Raw genomic sequence first — 17,062 nt, forward strand, 5'->3', positions numbered from 1 at the left:
GGAGCACAATCAGGCAGTGATCAAAGAGTGATCAGTTGAACAGACTGTAAAAGAACATGCGAATGCTGTCCCACAGGCGGCGGAAGATACCACCTTCTTCGACGGCGTCCATGGCAATGAGATTAGCGGTGCGCACGACTTTGTCTTCCAGCTTCACATCGACCTGACCAATCACGTCACCCTTGGCGATAGGAGCGACCAGTTTCGGGTTGATGGTCATGCTGGCGGTGAGCTTCTTGATTTCGCCTTTGGGCATGGTCATGGACAGATCGTCAGCCAAGCCAGCTTTGACCTGACGCTCGGTGCCTTTCCAGACAGGCGCCTGAGCAAGCTCGGTGCCCTTCTGATAGAAGGTCTGGGTTTCGAAGAAACGGAAACCGTAGGTCAGCAGCTTTTGGGTTTCGGCCGCACGGGCCTGCTCGCTGTTGGTACCGAATACCACGGCAATCAGACGCATGCCGTCACGAACGGCCGAGGACACCATGCAGTAGCCAGCTTCTTCGGTGTGACCGGTTTTCAGACCATCGACGGTCTTGTCACGCCATAACAGCAGGTTGCGGTTGGGTTGCTTGATGCCATTCCAGAAGAACTCTTTTTGCGAGTAGATCGCGTAATGAGCCGGATCTTCGTGGATGATCGCACGCGCCAGCAGCGCCATATCATGGGCGGTGGCATAGTGATCAGGGTTAGGCAGGCCGGTGGGGTTCATGAAGTGGCTGTTGACCATCCCCAGATCACCTGCGGTTTTGTTCATCATGTCGGCAAATGCGTCTTCGCTGCCGGCGATGTGCTCGGAGAGCGCGACGCTGGCGTCGTTACCCGACTGGATGATGATGCCGTGCAGCAGATCGCTGACGGTCACCTGACTGCCGACCTTGATGAACATCCGCGAACCGCCGGTACGCCAGGCGTTTTCACTGACGGTTACCGGATCGTTCTCGCCGATCTGGCCCCGACGAATTTCCAGGGTGGCGATGTAGGCCGTCATCAGCTTGGTCAGACTGGCCGGCGGCAGGCGCTGGTCACCGTTGTTTTCGACCAGAACGTTGCCGCTGTTGGCATCCATCAGCACGTAAGCCTTGGCAGCCAATTGCGGTGGCGATGGCGTCATCTGTTCCGCCGCGAACACGGCAGGCGCGGTGAATAGCGGGATAAGCAGGCAAAGGCGTTTTGCAAAGGTGGTGATGTTCATCCGTCTCTCGAAAATGCTAATGGGCAAACATGCCCTCGCGGGCAAAGCGGTAATGCCAGGCTACCCTGGCGAACGGGATGACATTCTACAGATGCCCCCGTGAAAAGCTGCTGACAACGCGCACACTGGCGGCAAGTTCACTGCCTGCCAGCGTCGATTCGGCCCTATAAATGCAGTTCGAATCACCGAATCGGTACTGATTGGAAGTTACTGATCCGATGTCACCACACTCGGTGATCCCAGGTTGGCCGACCTTACGCTGTTTTGCAGCTGTTGCGCTTCACCCGGCGTGTCGACCGGCCCCAACCGCACGCGATAGAGCGTCTGTTGATTGCGCGCTATCGAACTGACGAACACCGGAGCCCGAACCATCCCGCTCAGTTTCGACCTCAGGAGTTCCGCAGCGTCCGGGTTGGCGAAGGCTCCCACCTGGAGAAACAGCCCAGACGCTTGTCCGGAAGCGTTTTTTTTTGCGTCGATCGCAACCGGGGAAACCGGAGCTGCGTGCTGTTGCGGTGGCGGCGTCCATTGCTCGATGGTGCCTGCCGACGCTGTGATCACTGGCGCTGGTGCCTGCTGACGGGGCGCGGGATTGCTGGCCACTTGCGGCTGGTCGAGCATCAACGGTGCCGGCTTTCCACGCTGAGCCCAGTACTGCGCCGGGTCGATTCCTTCGACCTTAACCCGTGCCGTACCGATTTCGGCATAGCCCAGTTTCTTCGCAGCGGCATAGGACAAATCGATGATGCGGTCAGAATAGAACGGACCGCGGTCGTTGACCCGCAGGATCACAGTGCGGTTGTTATCCAGGTTGGTCACGCGAACATAGCTTGGCAACGGCAGCGTCTTGTGCGCCGCGCTCATGCCGTACAGGTCATACACCTCGCCATTGGCGGTGTTCTGCCCATGGAACTTGGTGCCGTACCAGGACGCCGTACCGGTCTGCGCATAGGTGCTGGAATCGTTGAGCGGGAAATAGGTCTTGCCCAGTACGGTATAGGGGTTGGCCTTGTAAGGGCCGGTGTGCATGGTCGGAACGGCATCCGGTATGCGCGAGACATCGACGTCCCACCACGGCGCACCATCTTTATGCGCCCGATTGATGTCCAGACCCGGTTGCGCGCGGATGGTATTGCCTTGCTGCACGGTCCGGCCTGTGGGTCGGCTGGTGGAGCAACTGACGACCAGCAATGTCAGCGCCGCGAAGGCCATCAACTTCAATGGTTGTTTGATCGGCAATGACCGCATTACTTGACGCCCCGAGCTTGAACAAGCAGTTCAGACAGCTGATGCACGGCCATGGCGTACATCACACTGCGGTTGTAACGCGTGATTGCGTAAAAATTCTTCAGACCCATCCAGTATTCAGGGCCGCTGTCGCCCTCGAGGCGAAACGCCGTGACCGGCATATCATCGCGTAGCGCATCATGACTTGCCCAGCCCAGGGCTCGCAACTCCCCAACGGTCTTCACCGGTTCGATTCCCGGGCTCAAGCCTTCTTCAAAATGATCACCGCGCACACTGGCCCGGCTGACAACAGACTCACCCGCTACCCAGCCATGACGTTTGAAATAACTGGCGACACTGCCGATTGCGTCATCCGGGTCAGTCCAGATATTAATGTGCCCGTCACCGTCGAAATCCACTGCATAGGCGCGGAAGCTGCTCGGCATGAATTGCGGTAACCCCATCGCCCCAGCGTACGAGCCTTTAAGTGTCAGCGGGTCGACTTGCTCTTCACGGGCCAGCAGCAAAAACTCGCGCAGCTCCTTGCGGAAGAATTCGGCGCGAGGAGGATAATCGAAACTCAGCGTCGATAAGGCGTCGATAACGCGATAATTTCCAGTATTACGCCCGAAAAACGTTTCAACGCCGATGATCGCGACGATCACCTGCGCGGGCACACCGTATTCCTGTTCGGCGCGGGCCAGCGCCACTTCGTGCTGCCTCCAGAAATCCACACCGCGCGCAACACGCGCATCGGTGAGGAACATCGGGCGGTATTCCTTCCACGGTTTTACCCGTTCGGCAGGACGGGAAATAGCGTCCAGAATCGACTGTTTACGTTCGACACCGCGGAAGATTTCTATCAGTTGCTCGCCGGCGAATCCGTAATCGCGGGTCATGTCGCTGACGAACTGGGCCACCTGAGGCGAGCCCTCATAATCACCGGCGAACGACTCCTGCACTGAGCCGAGGATGCCCATCAGACCGACCAGCGGCGCATATCGAGCAGCCCAGCCACGCGTTACTTGCATTGAGTTCCTGACCTTAATACCTGAGCGGTTATTCACTGTAATCAAACCTGAGCGATCCACTTGCGGTGGGTATGGATCGACATCAAAACCCCAAACGCTGACAGCAGCGTAACCAGCGAAGTTCCGCCGTAGCTAATGAAGGGCAATGGCACGCCTACGACCGGCAGCAGACCGCTGACCATACCGATGTTGACGAAAACGTAAACAAAAAACGTCATGGTCAGGCTGCCCGCTAGCAACTTGCCATAAAGTGTCTGCGCTTGGGCGGTGATCACCAGCCCGCGGCCGATCAATAGCAGGTAGATCAGTAACAGCGCACAGATACCCACCAGACCGAACTCTTCGCCGAGCACCGCGATGATGAAGTCAGTGTGGCTTTCAGGCAAAAAGTCCAGGTGCGACTGGGTACCGAGCAACCAGCCCTTGCCAAACACACCGCCCGAACCGATGGCCGCCTTGGATTGGATAATGTTCCAACCAGTGCCCAGCGGGTCACTTTCCGGGTCCAGGAACGTCAGGATTCGTTGCTTCTGATAGTCGTGCATGAAGAAGAACCACATCCCCACCGCAACCGGGATTGCGGCCGCGATTACGCCAATGATCCAGCGCCAGCGAAGGCCTGCCATGAACAATACGAAGGTCCCGGATGCCAGAATCAGCAGCGAGGTGCCAAGATCGGGCTGGCGTACGATCAGAATGAAGGGAAGGCCGATCAGCCCCAGACTCACCGCCACATGCTTTAAATGCGGCGGCAAGGTGCGCTTGGACAGGTACCAGGCGATAGTTGCCGGCATGATGATCTTCATGAATTCCGAAGGCTGGAAACGGATCACTCCCGGAATGTTGATCCACCGCGTGGCGCCCATGGCGTTATGGCCCATGACGTCCACCGCCACCAGCAACAGCACGCCAAACACGTAGGCAATCGGCACCCAGCGTGCCATGAAGCGCGGCTCCAACTGGGCGATCACGAACATCGAGACCAAACCGATACCAAACGATGTCGCCTGTTTGATCAGCAGGTCCCAACTCTTGCCGCTGGCCGAATAGAGGACAAAAAGGCTGCCGGCGGCCAGCGTCAACAGCAGGATCAGCAAGGGACCGTCGACGTGGATTTTCTGCAGGAAGGTGGCGCGACGGCGCATCACATCTTCGCTGGAGAGGATGCGGTCGAAATTACTCTTCACGGGCCGCGGTCTCCGGAGGCAGTGTATTGCTGGCATATTCGGGTTTCAGACGACCTTGTCGGTCCAGGAGCCATGCATCCATGACCTGTCGCACGACTGGCGCCGCCACGCCGGAGCCCGACTCGCCGTTCTCGATCATTACCGCAACGACGATCTTGGGGTTGTCGGCAGGTGCAAAGCCCACGAACAAAGCGTGGTCGCGATGACGCTCTTGGACTTTTGAGCGATCGTATTTCTCGCCCTGGCGAATGGCGACGACCTGGGCCGTGCCGCTCTTGCCGGCGATGCGGTATTGCGAACCGACTGCTGCCTTGCGCGCAGTGCCGCGAGCGCCGTGCATGACTTGCTGCATGCCGTGATTGACCTTGGCCCAATCGGACGGGTCGCGCAAAACGATATCGGGCATGGGGTTTTCATCCACCGGCTTTTGGCCTTCGACAGTCCGGGCCAGATGAGGACGGTTCCATTTGCCCTTGTTCGCCACCAGTGCCGTGGCCTGAGCCAGTTGCAACGGGGTCGCTTGCATATAGCCCTGGCCGATACCCAGAATCAGGGTTTCGCCCGGGAACCAGGCCTGACGGCGGGTGATGCGCTTCCAATCGCGGGACGGCATCAGGCCCGGCGACTCTTCGAACATGTCCAGCGAGACTTTCTGCCCGATGCCGAACTTGTTCAGGTAAGTAGACAGCCGATCGATACCCACCTTGTGTGCCAGGTCGTAGAAGTAGGTGTCGTTGGAACGCATGATCGCGGTGTCCAGATCCACCCAGCCATCGCCGGTGCGGTTCCAGTTACGGTATTTATGATCGTAGTTGGGCAGCATGTAGTAGCCAGGATCGAACACTCGGGTACTGGCAGTTACCACGCCAGTGTCGAGCCCCGCGATGGCCACCGCCGGCTTGATGGTCGAGCCCGGTGGATACAGGCCCCGCAGGATACGGTTGAACAAGGGCCGGTCCACCGAATCGCGTAGCTCGGAGTAAGCCTTGAAGCTGATGCCGGTAACGAACAGGTTCGGGTCGAAGCTCGGTTGGCTGACCATCGCCAGCACTTCTCCGGTGTTAGGGTCCAGGGCCACGACAGCGCCACGGCGCCCGGCAAGCGCGGCTTCGGCGGCTTCCTGCAGCTGGATGTCCAGGCTTAGCACAATGTCCTTGCCCGGCACCGGGTCGGTACGTTTCAGAACCCGCAGCACGCGACCACGGGCGTTGGTTTCGACCTCTTCATAGCCGACCTGGCCGTGCAGTTCGGGCTCGTAGAAGCGCTCGATGCCGGTCTTGCCCATGTGGTGGGTACCGCTGTAGTTAACCGAGTCCAGGCTTTTGAGCTCTTTCTCGTTGATGCGCCCCATGTAGCCGACCGAGTGGGCGAAATGCTCGCCCTGGGGATAGTGACGCACCAGCTGCGCGACCACCTCAACGCCTGGCAGGCGGAACTGGTTGACCGCAATGCGGGCAATTTGCTCTTCACTGAGTTCGAACAGGATCGGCACCGGTTCGAACGGCCGACGCCCCTGCTTCATGCGCTTTTCGAAGATGACCCGGTCGTCCGGGGTAAGCTCCAGCACCTGCACGATGGTGTCCAGCACCTGCGCCCAGTCACCGGAACGTTCGCGGGTCATGCTCAGACTGAAGCTGGGACGGTTGTCGGCGATCACCACACCATTGCGGTCGAAGATCAGCCCGCGACTCGGTGGAATCGGCTGCACATGCACCCGATTGTTCTCCGACAGGGTTGAGTGATAGTCGTACTGGATGACCTGCAGAAAGTAGAGCCGCGCCACCAGCACACAGATCAGCACGATGACCGCCACCGCACCGACCACGACCCGGCTGCGCACCAGGCGTGCGTCCTTTTCGTGATCTTTCAGGCGAATCGGCTGGGACATTTAGGGCGTGTTCACAGTGAAGGCAGCGGCGCTACTTGTGATAAGGGTGACCGGACAACACGGTCCAGGCACGGTAGATCTGCTCACCGATGAGGATGCGCACCAGCGGGTGCGGCAACGTCAAAGGCGACAACGACCAGCGCTGCTCGGCCCGGGCGCAGACTTCCGGCGCCAGACCTTCAGGACCGCCAACCATCAGATTGACCGTGCGTGAATCCAGGCGCCAGCGGTCCAGTTCAGCCGCCAGCTGCTCGGTGCTCCACGGCTTGCCATGAACTTCGAGCGTAACGATCCGCTCGCCCGGCTGCACCTTGCCCAGCATGGCCTCGCCTTCCTGACGGATCAGGCGAGCGACGTCAGCGTTCTTGCCACGGGTATTGAGCGGAATTTCTACCAGTTCAAGTGCCAATTCCGATGGCAGACGCTTGGCGTATTCGTGCCAACCCTCTTCCACCCACTTGGGCATGCGTGAACCGACAGCAATCAAACGCAGACGCACGATGAGCCCTTATTCCTGACCTTTGCTGAGCTTGGTGAAATGCTCATGGGTATTTTCCGGGCTGTGATGCGCAGCGCTGAGCGACCGGCTCTGCTCGGCACCCGCCCACAGGCGCTCCAGATCGTAGAATTGACGCGCCGAGGCGGTCATCATGTGAACGATGGCAATGTCCAGGTCCAGCAACACCCAGTCACTGTCGCCCTTGCCCTCTTCACCCAACGGTTTGAGGCCGTTCTTCTTCACCTCTTCGCGCACTTTATCGAGCATCGCGTTGATCTGGCGATTCGAGGTACCCGTGGCGATGATCATGTAATCAGTGATGCTTTGCTTGTCGCGCACGTCCAGGACCTGGATATCCTGGGCCTTCACGTCTTCCAGGGCATCGGTGATCACTTTGATCATCGGGTTTTCGATTACTGCATCTTTACTCGTCATATAAAACTCATTCAGCTCTTGTGTTTGGGCGTCTCTTCGCGCTCTTGGCAGCGTCGAAACATACCTCAGTTCAATTAGGCGCGCGGTACAACCCGTGCGCCTCGATATAGGCCAGTACTGCGTCTGGCACCAGAAAACGTACCGACTTCCCGCTGGCCAGCAGGTGGCGGATCTGGGTGGCAGACACCGCAAGCGGCGTCTGCCAGACGAATGTAATGTTCCCGCCAGGGCCTTTGAGGGCCTTCGGGTCGCTGACCGCGCGCGCTGCCAGCAGGTTACGCATGGTGTCAGGCGACTCGCTGTCGGCGTCCGGGCGTTGCAGCACCACGATATGGCAGTGCTCCAGCAATTCTTCCCAACGATGCCAGGTGGGCAACCCGCAAAAGGCATCCCACCCCAGCAACAAAAACAACCGGTCATCGACGGCCAGTTCGGCGCGCATCGATTCCAGCGTATCGATGGTGTATGACGGCTTATCGCGCAACAACTCACGATCATCCACCGTCAATGGAAACACCTCCTGCACGGCGCTGCGGACCATCGCCAGACGGTCCTGCGCCGAAACACTCGGGGTATCGCGATGAGGCGGCCTGGCGCTGGGCGTCAGGCGCAACTCATCGAGTTCCAGCAATGCGGCGACTTCCAGTGCGCCGCGCAAATGGCCGATGTGCACGGGGTCGAAGGTCCCGCCCAACATGCCGATGCGCTTCGGCGCGCGGGGCACGCAAGCCACGTCCCCGCTAGGCCGGGTTACGGCTTCGACCTGTTCGCGTGCGTGCTGCCGATCATCGGCCAAGTCAGACTGGCCCCTGGCCGCGCAACTGGCGTCCGTCACCCACGACGATGTACTTCTCGCACGTCAGGCCCTCCAGCCCTACCGGGCCACGGGCGTGAATCTTGTCGGTAGAAATACCGATTTCCGCACCCAGACCGTATTCGAAGCCGTCAGCGAAGCAGGTCGGCGCGTTGATCATCACCGAACTGGAGTCGACTTCGGCCATGAAGCGGCGCGTCTGAGCCTGGGAATCGGAGATGATGGCGTCGCTGTGATGCGAGCCGTAATGGTTGATGTGCTCGATGGCCTGATCCAGACCGGTGACAATACGGATCGAAAGGATCGGCGCCAGGTATTCGGTATGCCAGTCTTCTTCAGTGGCCGGACTGGCTTCGATCAGCTCGCGGGTACGCTCGCAACCGCGCAGTTCGACGCCTTTTTCGCGAAACCGGGCAGCCATTTGTGGCATGAAATCCGCCGCGATCGCCTGGTCCACCAACAGCGTTTCCATCGCGCCGCAAATACCGTAGCGATAGGTCTTGGCGTTGAAGGCAATCTGTTGCGCAGCTGCCAGATCGGCATGGGCACTGACATAAACGTGGCAAATGCCATCCAGATGCTTGATCACCGGCACCTTGGCATCGCGGCTCACGCGCTCGATCAATCCCTTGCCGCCGCGCGGAACGATGACGTCAACGTACTCGGGCATGGTGATCAGCGCACCCACGGCGGCTCGATCAATGGTCTGGACTACCTGCACCGCGGCAGCCGGCAGACCGGCTTCATCCAGGCCACGCTGAATACAGGTGGCGATGGCACGGTTGGAGTGGATGGCCTCAGAGCCGCCACGCAGGATGGTCGCGTTACCGGACTTCAGGCACAGGCTGGCCGCATCGATGGTCACGTTCGGCCGTGACTCGTAAATGATGCCGACTACGCCCAGCGGTACGCGCATCTTACCGACCTGAATGCCCGAAGGCTGGAAGCTCATGTCGCGAATGGAACCGATCGGGTCGGGCAAACCGGCAACCTGACGCAAACCGGCAATCATGCTGTCGATGCGAGCCGGGGTCAGGGCCAGACGTTCCAGCAGGGCGGGTTCCAGACCATTGGCGCGGCCAGCAGCCAAGTCCTGCTCGTTGGCAGCGGCCAGCTCGTCCCGGGCAGCGTCCAGTGCAGTGGCGGTGGCGGTCAGCGCGCGGTTTTTCTGCGCAGTGCTGGCGCGACCGACCACGCGCGAAGCTTCACGGGCGGCACGACCCAGGCGGGTCATATAGTCAAGAACGGACTCGATCATGGTCTCAGAAGTCTTGGCAGAGAGGAAAGCGGCCGATTATAGCTGTCGGGCGGGCCGAACGACAGCGGCGACAGGCGGATGGTCAATATAAGCCGGATTTACTGGGCCAAACCCCTTCGCCCGGATGGCAAACGCTCCCGCCGCAGTCCGGCTCGCCTGCGGCGGCGTCGTCTTGATCGTATGCGCCGGCGAGCCGGACTGCTATAGGGCAGAACGCTGCGGGCAAGCGGATGTCCATTCAGCTGCAATTAAGCCCCAGATTGTTATCATCCCCAGCCACCTCACCATGTGCCCACTTATGCCCGACCATAGCCCACGCGCCCTGCCCGACAGCTTTTTCGATCGTGACGCCCAGACTCTTGCCCGTGAGCTACTCGGCAAAGTGATCCGCCACAAGGTCGGCGAGCTGTGGTTATCGGCGCGCATCATAGAGACAGAAGCGTATTACCTCGAGGAGAAAGGCAGCCACTCATCCTTGGGCTATACAGAAAAGCGTAAGGGTTTATTTCTGGATGGCGGACACATCTATATGTATTACGCACGCGGAGGTGATTCGCTGAATTTCAGCGCTGGCGGTCCGGGTAATGCCGTGCTGATCAAATCGGCCTATCCGTGGGTCGATGCACTCTCGGGAGAGAACAGCCTCGCGCAAATGCTGCTGAACAATCCGGACGCCAGCGGCAATATCCGCCCGCCCGAACGGCTGTGCGCCGGGCAGACACTGCTGTGCAAGGCCCTGGGCCTGAAGGTGCCGATGTGGGACGCCAAGCGCTTCGACCACGAACAGATTTTCGTCGATGACGTCGGCCAGCAGCCTGCTCAAATCATCCAGACCACACGCCTGGGCATTCCTGCCGGACGTGACGAGCAACTGATGTACCGTTTTGTCGACGCCACCTATGCACGGTTTTGCACGCGCAACCCGATCAGGCGTGGGCAAGTCGAAGGCCGCGACTACTTCATCATCGAGCAAGGAAACTGACCCATGGGTTCATGGCTCGACAGCGTCACCTCATGGCTGAGCGCCAACCCGTCCTGGCTGGGTGCGGCGGTTTTTCTGGTTTCTTTCGTCGAATGCCTGGCCATCGCCGGAATCATCGTGCCGGGTACGGTTGCGCTGTTCGCAATTGCCGCGCTGGCGGGCAGCGGGATCCTGCCATTGGGCGAGGCGTTATTGCTGGGTTTTCTCGGCGGGCTGTTGGGCGATTTCGTTTCCTACTTTCTGGGTCGGCGTTTCCACCAGAACATCCGCCGACTTCCGGGGCTTCGCCATCATCCGGAATGGATCGCCGGGGCTGAAACCTACTTCCAGCGGTATGGTATCGCCAGTCTTCTGGTAGGTCGCTTCATCGGCCCCCTGCGTCCGATGTTGCCGATGGTGGCCGGGATGTTCGACATGCCTTTGGTGCGCTTTGCCGCAGTGAGCGTGGTCGCGGCAGCGGGCTGGTCCGTGGCGTACATTCTGCCGGGCTGGGCGACCGGGGCTGCCATTCGCCTGCCCCTTCCCGAAGGCTTCTGGCCGGAGGCGGCGGCGGTGGGCCTGGGGCTGGCAGCGCTACTGGGGGTAGCGATCCACAGCAGCGTGCGGGGTAAACCTTACGCCAACAAACTGATCGCCCTGACCAGCCTGGCGCTGCTGATCGCGGTGTTCCTGGGCTGGCCTTTCCTGGCGCACCTGGATCAGGGGGTGATGACACTGGTGCAAGAGCATCGCAGTGAAGCCGCGGAGAACTTCGTGGTGCTGGTGACGGGCCTGGGGGACTTCAAGACGCAATTCTGCGCCGCGGCATTGCTGTTGATCGTCCTGGTTGTGACCCGTCAGTGGCGGCACGCGGTGTTCGCCTGCTCGACGACCCTGGGTTCGGCCATCATTAACCAATGCATGAAGCACACATTCGCTCGCGCCCGCCCTGAAGTGTTGGCCGAGCCGTTGGCCAGCTACAGCATGCCCAGCGGCCATGCGTCGGCATCGTTTGCGCTGTTCATGACGCTTGCCGTACTCGCAGGCCGAGGGCAGCCTGTTCGCCTGCGGCTGACCTGGCTGGTGCTGGGCCTGATTCCTGCGGCGTCGATTTGTGTGTCACGGGTGTATCTGGGCGTGCATTGGCCGACAGACGTGCTGGCCGGGATGCTTCTGGCGTTTTTTGCCTGCGCCACCAGCCTGGCGTTCGTGGAGAACAAACGGCCGCTGCCCGCCCTGCCGCGACGCGTATGGTGGTTGCTGTTACCGGTAATCTTCGCGGTGCTGGTGGGGTTCGCGGCTCATTCGCTGACACATGGGCTGATTCGCTACGAGTATTGATGCCTGCAGCGAGCGATAGCCGAGCACCTGTAACGGGCAACGGCTGCCGGCGCAGACTTCAAGGATGCCGCCGCCGGCAAGCAGGACCGTTACAGGGAGCCGGTCAGGCCTGCATATCTCCCTGCATCTCATCGAGCAGATCCTGAATCGCATCGAGCCGCTCTTCGGCGTCGTCGATTTCCAGTAACTCGATTTTGTCTTCCTCGGCAAACGGCAGCAGGTAGGCCAATTGATTGGACAGTGACTGCTGCCCGCTCGCCGTCAATCCCATATTCAGCGCGGCCACCATCGGGTGCTCGGCCAAGGCCGTCAGCAACGCCACCAGGTCGTCGTCTTCCTCCTGCAGCGGCTTTTCCTGCGGCTCCTGCAGCCACTGCACCTGGGCAATCAGCAAGTTGTCGCGCTGGGCCTCGGCGCTGACCACGCGAAAACGTCGACCACCCACTACACGAATGCCGAGCAGGCCATTGTCCTGCTGCTGGAAGTCGGTCACCAGCGCCTCGCAACCGATCTGCGAAAAGCCCTCGGGTACCTCACCGATTTCGCTGCCTTCAGTGATACACACCACTCCGAAGCCCTCGCCCTGTTTCATGCAGCGGCCAATCATGTCCAGGTAACGCGCCTCGAATAACTGCAGATCGAGCACACACCCCGGGAACAACACAGCGTTCAGCGGAAACAACGGCAACGACATAGACACACCCTCAAGCAACCAGAGACACCGCCAACGGCAAGAACAATGCCGTGGCAACACCCATCAAACTCATGGCGAGCGCAGCAAAGGCGCCGCACTCCTCACCTTCCTGCAAGGCCGCGGAAGTCCCGACAGCGTGGGCCGTGAGCCCTAAAGCCATGCCTCTGGCTTCCGGGCTTTGCACACCCGCCAGGGTCAACAGACCCGGGCCGAATATGCCGCCAATGACGCCGGTGATCAACACGAACACCGCAGCCAATGCCGCAACACCGCCGATCTGCTCGGCCACCAGCATGGAAATCGGCGAAGTGACCGACTTGGGCGCCATGGTCATCAGGATCATGTGATCGGCGCCCAACACCCAACCAATTCCCACGCACAGCGCAGTGGCAAGCACGCCGCCCACCAGCAGCGTAGTCAACACCGGCCAGAACAACTGCCGAATACGCCGCAGGTTCAGATAAAGCGGCACGGCCAGCGCGACCGTGGCAGGGCCTAGCAGAATGCTGAGGATGTCCGTGCTCTTGCGGTATTCGGCATATTCCAGTCCGCAGCTGACCAGTACGCCGATCACCACCAGCATCGACACCAGCACCGGCTGCAGAAACACCCAACGGGTTTTCTCGTACCCGGCCAGGACCACCTGATAAGCGCCCAGGGTAATGGCGATGCCGAACAGTGGATGATGAATGACCGACAACCAGGCCCCCTGCCAATCCAGACTCATGACGGCTCCCGGCGGTTGGCCTGACGGTCCATGAGCTTTTGCATAAACCAGCCGGCAAAGGTCAGCGAGATCATCAGCGACAAGACCAGAGAGCCGACAATGGCCCAAAAATCTTCGGCGATCTGCCCCGCATAAACCATCACGCCCACCGCAGGTGGCACCAGCAGCAACGGCAGGTAGCGCAGCAAGCTGCTGGCCGCCAGGCTGATGGGCTCACTGACCCCGCCACGCACCATCAGGTAAATCATCAGCAGCACCAGGCCGATGATCGGCCCTGGCAGTATCGACAGGAATAAATGGTTCAGCGCCGTTCCCACCAACTGGAACAGCACCAGCCAGGTCAAACCTCTTAGCAACATAAAAAACTCCAGCAAATGCGCGACGACATTATAAGCACGCAGCTCGTCAGCCTATGAGGTGGCATTCGCAAGCAGTGAGATCGTTGACCAGGCCAGGACGGCGTGCTGATCTTCGATGCCGGACACAAAGACATTTTGCAGCCGCCCTGCTTGCAAGCAATGGCGATCGTGCGGATGCCGGCATGGGCAAGCGGTGTTGCTGCCGACGTTCTGCATAAAGCAATTAAAGAGCCTATAGCGGCTAACGTCCGAAAAAACAAAAACAGCATGACGAATCAATGTCACCAGGAGAGTATCGATGCCCTATGTACCCGTTGCAGAGCTCAAGCGCTATGAAGGTAAGGAATTGGGATATTCCGAATGGCTGATGATCGACCAGGCGCGGATCAATCTGTTCGCTGAAGCGACAGGGGACTTTCAGTTCATTCATGTCGATCCGGTCAAAGCTGCGCAGACCCCGTTCGGCTCGACCATCGCCCATGGCTTTCTGTCGCTGTCGCTGATCCCGACCCTGATGGAGTCACTTCTGGTCCTGCCCGAAGGTATGAAGATGGCGATCAACTATGGGCTGGACAGCGTGCGTTTCATTCAGCCGGTTAAAGTCGACTCGCGCGTTCGTCTAAAAGTTGCCCTCGCCCAGGTCAGCGAGAAAAAGCCCGGCCAGTGGCTGCTCAAAGCCACCGCAACGCTTGAAATCGAGGGTCTGGACAAGCCTGCGTTCATCGCCGAACCGCTCTCCCTGTGCTTTGTGTAAACCCGATAAAACATCAAACAGTCATAACAGACTGTTTCGTGAGACTTCCCGGCTGCGGCATACTCGGCGCGGCTGTGTGAGCGACTCGATTCCAGTTCGCAATCCGATCACGCCGCAACACCTCATTTTCGGGATTTACCATGCGCGCGCTTGCTCCGTTGGCCCTTACCCTTTTGATTACCGCATGCGGTGACGGCGAATCATTGTTGCCGCCAGACGCACGCTTGCCCGATGGCGGTCGCTACCGTGGCGATGTGGTCAATGGCGTGCTGCAGGGCAAGGGCCGCATCGATTACCCCAATGGCAGCTGGTACGCCGGGGAGTTCAAAAATGGCCAATGGAATGGTCAGGGCGAGTGGCATGCCAGCAACGGCGACGTCTATAAAGGCGGTTTTCAGGACGGCCTGTTCCAAGGTCAGGGTCAGCTGACCACCAGCGCGGGCAGCTATGTCGGGGGCTACAAACTGGGGCGTCGCGATGGCGAGGGCACGCTCAAAGAGCATGGTATGAGCTACCGCGGCGAGTTCAAGGGCGACCTGTACGACGGCCTGGGCCACCTGGTTCTGGAAGACGGCAGCGAGTATCAGGGCCAGTTTGCCCACGGCAAACCCAACGGCGAAGGCCAGCGTAGCGACGCGGCGGGTAATCAGTTCAGCGGTAAATTCGTCGATGGTCAGCTGCAGGGTGTCGGCAACTACAACAGCGCCGATGGCGATCAATACGTTGGCGGCTTCCATGACAACCAGCTCAACGGTCGCGGGCGCTATGAAAACGCCGATGGCGACGTCTGGTCGGGCCAGTTCAAGGACGGGGCCTTCACCGGCAAGGGCGAACTGATCGGCTCCGACGGCACCAACTATCAGGGGCAATTCCGCAGCTGGCGCTTCTCGGGCGAAGGTCGCCTGAAGCTTGCGGATGGCAGCGTCTACACCGGTCATTTCGACAATGACAACTATCAGGGGACGGGCGTGCTGAGCTCTGCCGATGGCACCGTGCAGAGCGGCACCTGGGTCAACGGCCAGCGCGTGCGCGACGCGGCTGGCAAGCTGCTGCCTGACGCGCTGGAGGTCGGTCTGCTCGCCCAAGGCCCGCTGCTGGACAAGGCACTGGCGGCGGTCCCGGCGTCCACACCGGCTATCGAGCTGTACAGCCTGGTGGTCGGCGGCGACGGCAAACAAAGCGTGTTTCTGCGCGAGGCCGATTTCGTCAACAATCTGCTGGCAACCCGGTTTGGCGCTTTCGGCCAGATTTCCCTGGTCAACCACCGCGACCACATGGCCGACCGGCCGCTGGCGACCCGCGAAAACATCAGCCGCGCGGTGCAGACCCTGGCGCAACGCAGTGGCCCTGAAGACCTGATCTTCATTTACCTCACCAGTCACGGCACCCACGAGCATGAGCTGGTACTGGATCAGCCGCGTCTGGAGCTGTCGGATCTGCCCGCCAACGAGATGGCGGGGGTGCTCGCGCCACTGAAAAGCCGCGACAAGATCGTGGTGATTTCGGCCTGTTATTCAGGCGGGTTCATTCCGGCGATCAAGGACGAGAAAACCATGGTCATTACTGCATCCCGCGAAGACCGCGTTTCATTCGGTTGCTCGGAAGAAGCCGATTTCACCTATTTTGGCGAGGCGCTGTTCGGCAAGGCACTGGTGCAGACCGACGATTTGATGCAGGCCTTCAACGACGCCAGAACCATCGTGGCCCAGCGAGAAATCGAAGAAAACTTCGAAGCCTCCGATCCTCAGATCTGGGCGCCCAAAGGCGTTATCGCGCACTGGCAGAAGCTGCGTAAAAGCCAGGCGGAACGGGCGTTGAATACCGTCAAACGCTGACAGCGCCAAAGCACTGACGAATATTTCAGGGGTTTTGTGAAACCAGCCCGGTTGACGCACAGTCTGTTGCGTTAGAACGCCTATGCTTGTGGCGTATCAAGGAGAAAAATCATGTACTTGACGCCGCAACACATCCTGCTCGCCGGAGCGACCGGCTTGACGGGCGAACATCTGCTCGATCGCCTGCTCAACGAACCCACGGTCAGCCGCGTCCTGGCCCCAAGCCGCAGAGCGTTGTCCGAACATCCTCATCTTGAAAACCCGGTGGGCGATTTCACCGCGCTGTTGCCTGAGCTTGATGGCCAGGTCGATATCGCTTTTTGCTGTCTGGGCAGCACTATCAAGCAGGCGGGCTCCCAGGACGCCTTTCGCGCGGTGGACATGGACATGGTGGTGGCCTTCGGCAGGCGCGCTCGGGAATTGGGTGCCCGCCACCTGCTGGTGATCAGCGCAGTGAACGCCGACCCTGAGTCGAGCATTTTCTACAGCCGCGTCAAAGGTGAGATGGAAAAAGCGCTCAAAGATCAAAACTGGCCGCAACTGACCATCGCACGCCCATCCCTGCTGATTGGCGAGCGAGAGGATCAGCGTCTGGTGGAACAACTGGCCGCGCCCATCGCCAAATTGATCCCCGGCAAATACGGCGGTATCGAAGCCTGCCAATTGGCTCGCGCGCTGTGGCGTCTGGCATTGGAGGAGCAGAAAGGTGTGCGGATCGTGGAGTCTGATGAGTTGCGGCGGCTGGGTAAGTAGCGCCCATTGCTACTGATGAGCACGCTGTGTAGCAGTATGGATGGTTCGCGATGGGATTAATGAGGCCGCGGCCGCCGGTAAGCCGGACGGCTACGGGGCGGATTGAA

17 protein-coding genes are annotated in these 17,062 nt (G+C 59.9%); 5 read left to right on the forward strand and 12 right to left on the reverse strand.

Going from position 1 to position 17,062, the window contains the following annotated elements; translation table 11 throughout:
* Nucleotides 1-31: 31 nt before the first annotated feature.
* The 9 genes from B3I26_RS15970 to B3I26_RS16010 all read right to left on the reverse strand — a co-directional run bounded on the left by B3I26_RS15970 (nt 32) and on the right by B3I26_RS16010 (nt 9,531).
* The gene (locus tag B3I26_RS15970; protein ID WP_296258949.1) at nt 32-1,192 is read right to left on the reverse strand and encodes a D-alanyl-D-alanine carboxypeptidase family protein; all 1,161 of its coding nucleotides are present in this window, start codon (nt 1,190-1,192) and stop codon (nt 32-34) included.
* 207 nt (nt 1,193-1,399) lie between these two features.
* Nucleotides 1,400-2,440, reverse strand: coding sequence for a septal ring lytic transglycosylase RlpA family protein (locus tag B3I26_RS15975; RefSeq protein WP_296258950.1), 1,041 nt, complete (start codon nt 2,438-2,440; stop codon nt 1,400-1,402).
* A complete protein-coding gene (gene mltB, locus B3I26_RS15980) occupies nt 2,440-3,450 on the reverse strand; it encodes a lytic murein transglycosylase B (RefSeq protein ID WP_296258952.1) in 1,011 nt (336 codons plus the stop codon). Before mltB ends, B3I26_RS15975 begins: the two co-directional genes overlap by 1 nt.
* Before the next feature lie 41 nt (nt 3,451-3,491).
* Nucleotides 3,492-4,595, reverse strand: a complete 1,104-nt coding sequence (gene rodA / locus B3I26_RS15985) for a rod shape-determining protein RodA (protein WP_296259006.1) — start codon at nt 4,593-4,595, stop codon at nt 3,492-3,494.
* A gap of 31 nt (nt 4,596-4,626) precedes the next feature.
* A complete protein-coding gene (mrdA, locus tag B3I26_RS15990; RefSeq protein ID WP_296258953.1) occupies nt 4,627-6,525 on the reverse strand; it encodes a penicillin-binding protein 2 in 1,899 nt (632 codons plus the stop codon).
* 31 nt (nt 6,526-6,556) lie between these two features.
* Nucleotides 6,557-7,024: a 23S rRNA (pseudouridine(1915)-N(3))-methyltransferase RlmH gene (gene rlmH / locus B3I26_RS15995; RefSeq protein ID WP_296258955.1), complete on the reverse strand. Its 468-nt coding sequence runs from the start codon at nt 7,022-7,024 to the stop codon at nt 6,557-6,559.
* Nucleotides 7,025-7,033: 9 nt separating this feature from the next.
* Nucleotides 7,034-7,459, reverse strand: a complete 426-nt coding sequence (gene rsfS / locus B3I26_RS16000; RefSeq protein ID WP_296258957.1) for a ribosome silencing factor — start codon at nt 7,457-7,459, stop codon at nt 7,034-7,036.
* Between the two features lie 70 nt (nt 7,460-7,529).
* Nucleotides 7,530-8,183: a nicotinate-nucleotide adenylyltransferase gene (gene nadD / locus B3I26_RS16005; RefSeq protein WP_296258959.1), complete on the reverse strand. Its 654-nt coding sequence runs from the start codon at nt 8,181-8,183 to the stop codon at nt 7,530-7,532.
* Nucleotides 8,184-8,256: 73 nt separating this feature from the next.
* On the reverse strand, nt 8,257-9,531 hold the full coding sequence (locus B3I26_RS16010; protein ID WP_296258962.1) for a glutamate-5-semialdehyde dehydrogenase: 1,275 nt from the start codon (nt 9,529-9,531) through the stop codon (nt 8,257-8,259).
* 298 nt (nt 9,532-9,829) lie between these two features.
* On the opposite strand from B3I26_RS16010, the gene B3I26_RS16015 reads away from it, so the two are divergent.
* Both B3I26_RS16015 and B3I26_RS16020 read left to right on the forward strand, forming a co-directional pair.
* Entirely contained in the window at nt 9,830-10,513 is a 684-nt protein-coding gene (locus tag B3I26_RS16015; RefSeq protein WP_296258963.1) for a DNA-3-methyladenine glycosylase, read from the forward strand.
* Nucleotides 10,514-10,516: 3 nt separating this feature from the next.
* A complete protein-coding gene (locus B3I26_RS16020) occupies nt 10,517-11,833 on the forward strand; it encodes a bifunctional DedA family/phosphatase PAP2 family protein (protein ID WP_296258964.1) in 1,317 nt (438 codons plus the stop codon).
* A gap of 103 nt (nt 11,834-11,936) precedes the next feature.
* Here B3I26_RS16020 and B3I26_RS16025 read toward each other — a convergent pair whose 3' ends face one another.
* The 3 genes from B3I26_RS16025 to B3I26_RS16035 are packed head-to-tail and all read right to left on the reverse strand — an operon-like array spanning nt 11,937 to nt 13,613.
* Complete coding sequence (locus B3I26_RS16025; protein ID WP_296258965.1) at nt 11,937-12,527, reverse strand: LON peptidase substrate-binding domain-containing protein; 591 nt, start codon at nt 12,525-12,527, stop codon at nt 11,937-11,939.
* Nucleotides 12,528-12,537: 10 nt separating this feature from the next.
* Nucleotides 12,538-13,254 (reverse strand): LrgB family protein, encoded by a 717-nt coding sequence (locus B3I26_RS16030; protein WP_296258966.1) that lies wholly within the window; start codon nt 13,252-13,254, stop codon nt 12,538-12,540.
* Complete coding sequence (locus B3I26_RS16035) at nt 13,251-13,613, reverse strand: CidA/LrgA family protein (protein ID WP_296258968.1); 363 nt, start codon at nt 13,611-13,613, stop codon at nt 13,251-13,253. Before B3I26_RS16035 ends, B3I26_RS16030 begins: the two co-directional genes overlap by 4 nt.
* Before the next feature lie 298 nt (nt 13,614-13,911).
* Between B3I26_RS16035 and B3I26_RS16040 the strand changes: the two genes are divergently transcribed.
* The 3 genes from B3I26_RS16040 (at nt 13,912) to B3I26_RS16050 (ending at nt 16,955) form a co-directional block, all read left to right on the forward strand.
* Complete coding sequence (locus tag B3I26_RS16040; protein WP_296258969.1) at nt 13,912-14,367, forward strand: MaoC family dehydratase; 456 nt, start codon at nt 13,912-13,914, stop codon at nt 14,365-14,367.
* Nucleotides 14,368-14,507: 140 nt separating this feature from the next.
* Nucleotides 14,508-16,202, forward strand: coding sequence for a C13 family peptidase (locus B3I26_RS16045; RefSeq protein ID WP_296258970.1), 1,695 nt, complete (start codon nt 14,508-14,510; stop codon nt 16,200-16,202).
* Between the two features lie 111 nt (nt 16,203-16,313).
* Nucleotides 16,314-16,955, forward strand: a complete 642-nt coding sequence (locus B3I26_RS16050; RefSeq protein ID WP_296258971.1) for an oxidoreductase — start codon at nt 16,314-16,316, stop codon at nt 16,953-16,955.
* Nucleotides 16,956-17,062 lie beyond the last annotated feature (107 nt).

Source organism: Pseudomonas sp. UBA5706 (assembly GCF_002419965.1).
Taxonomy (GTDB): Bacteria; Pseudomonadota; Gammaproteobacteria; order Pseudomonadales; family Pseudomonadaceae; genus Aquipseudomonas.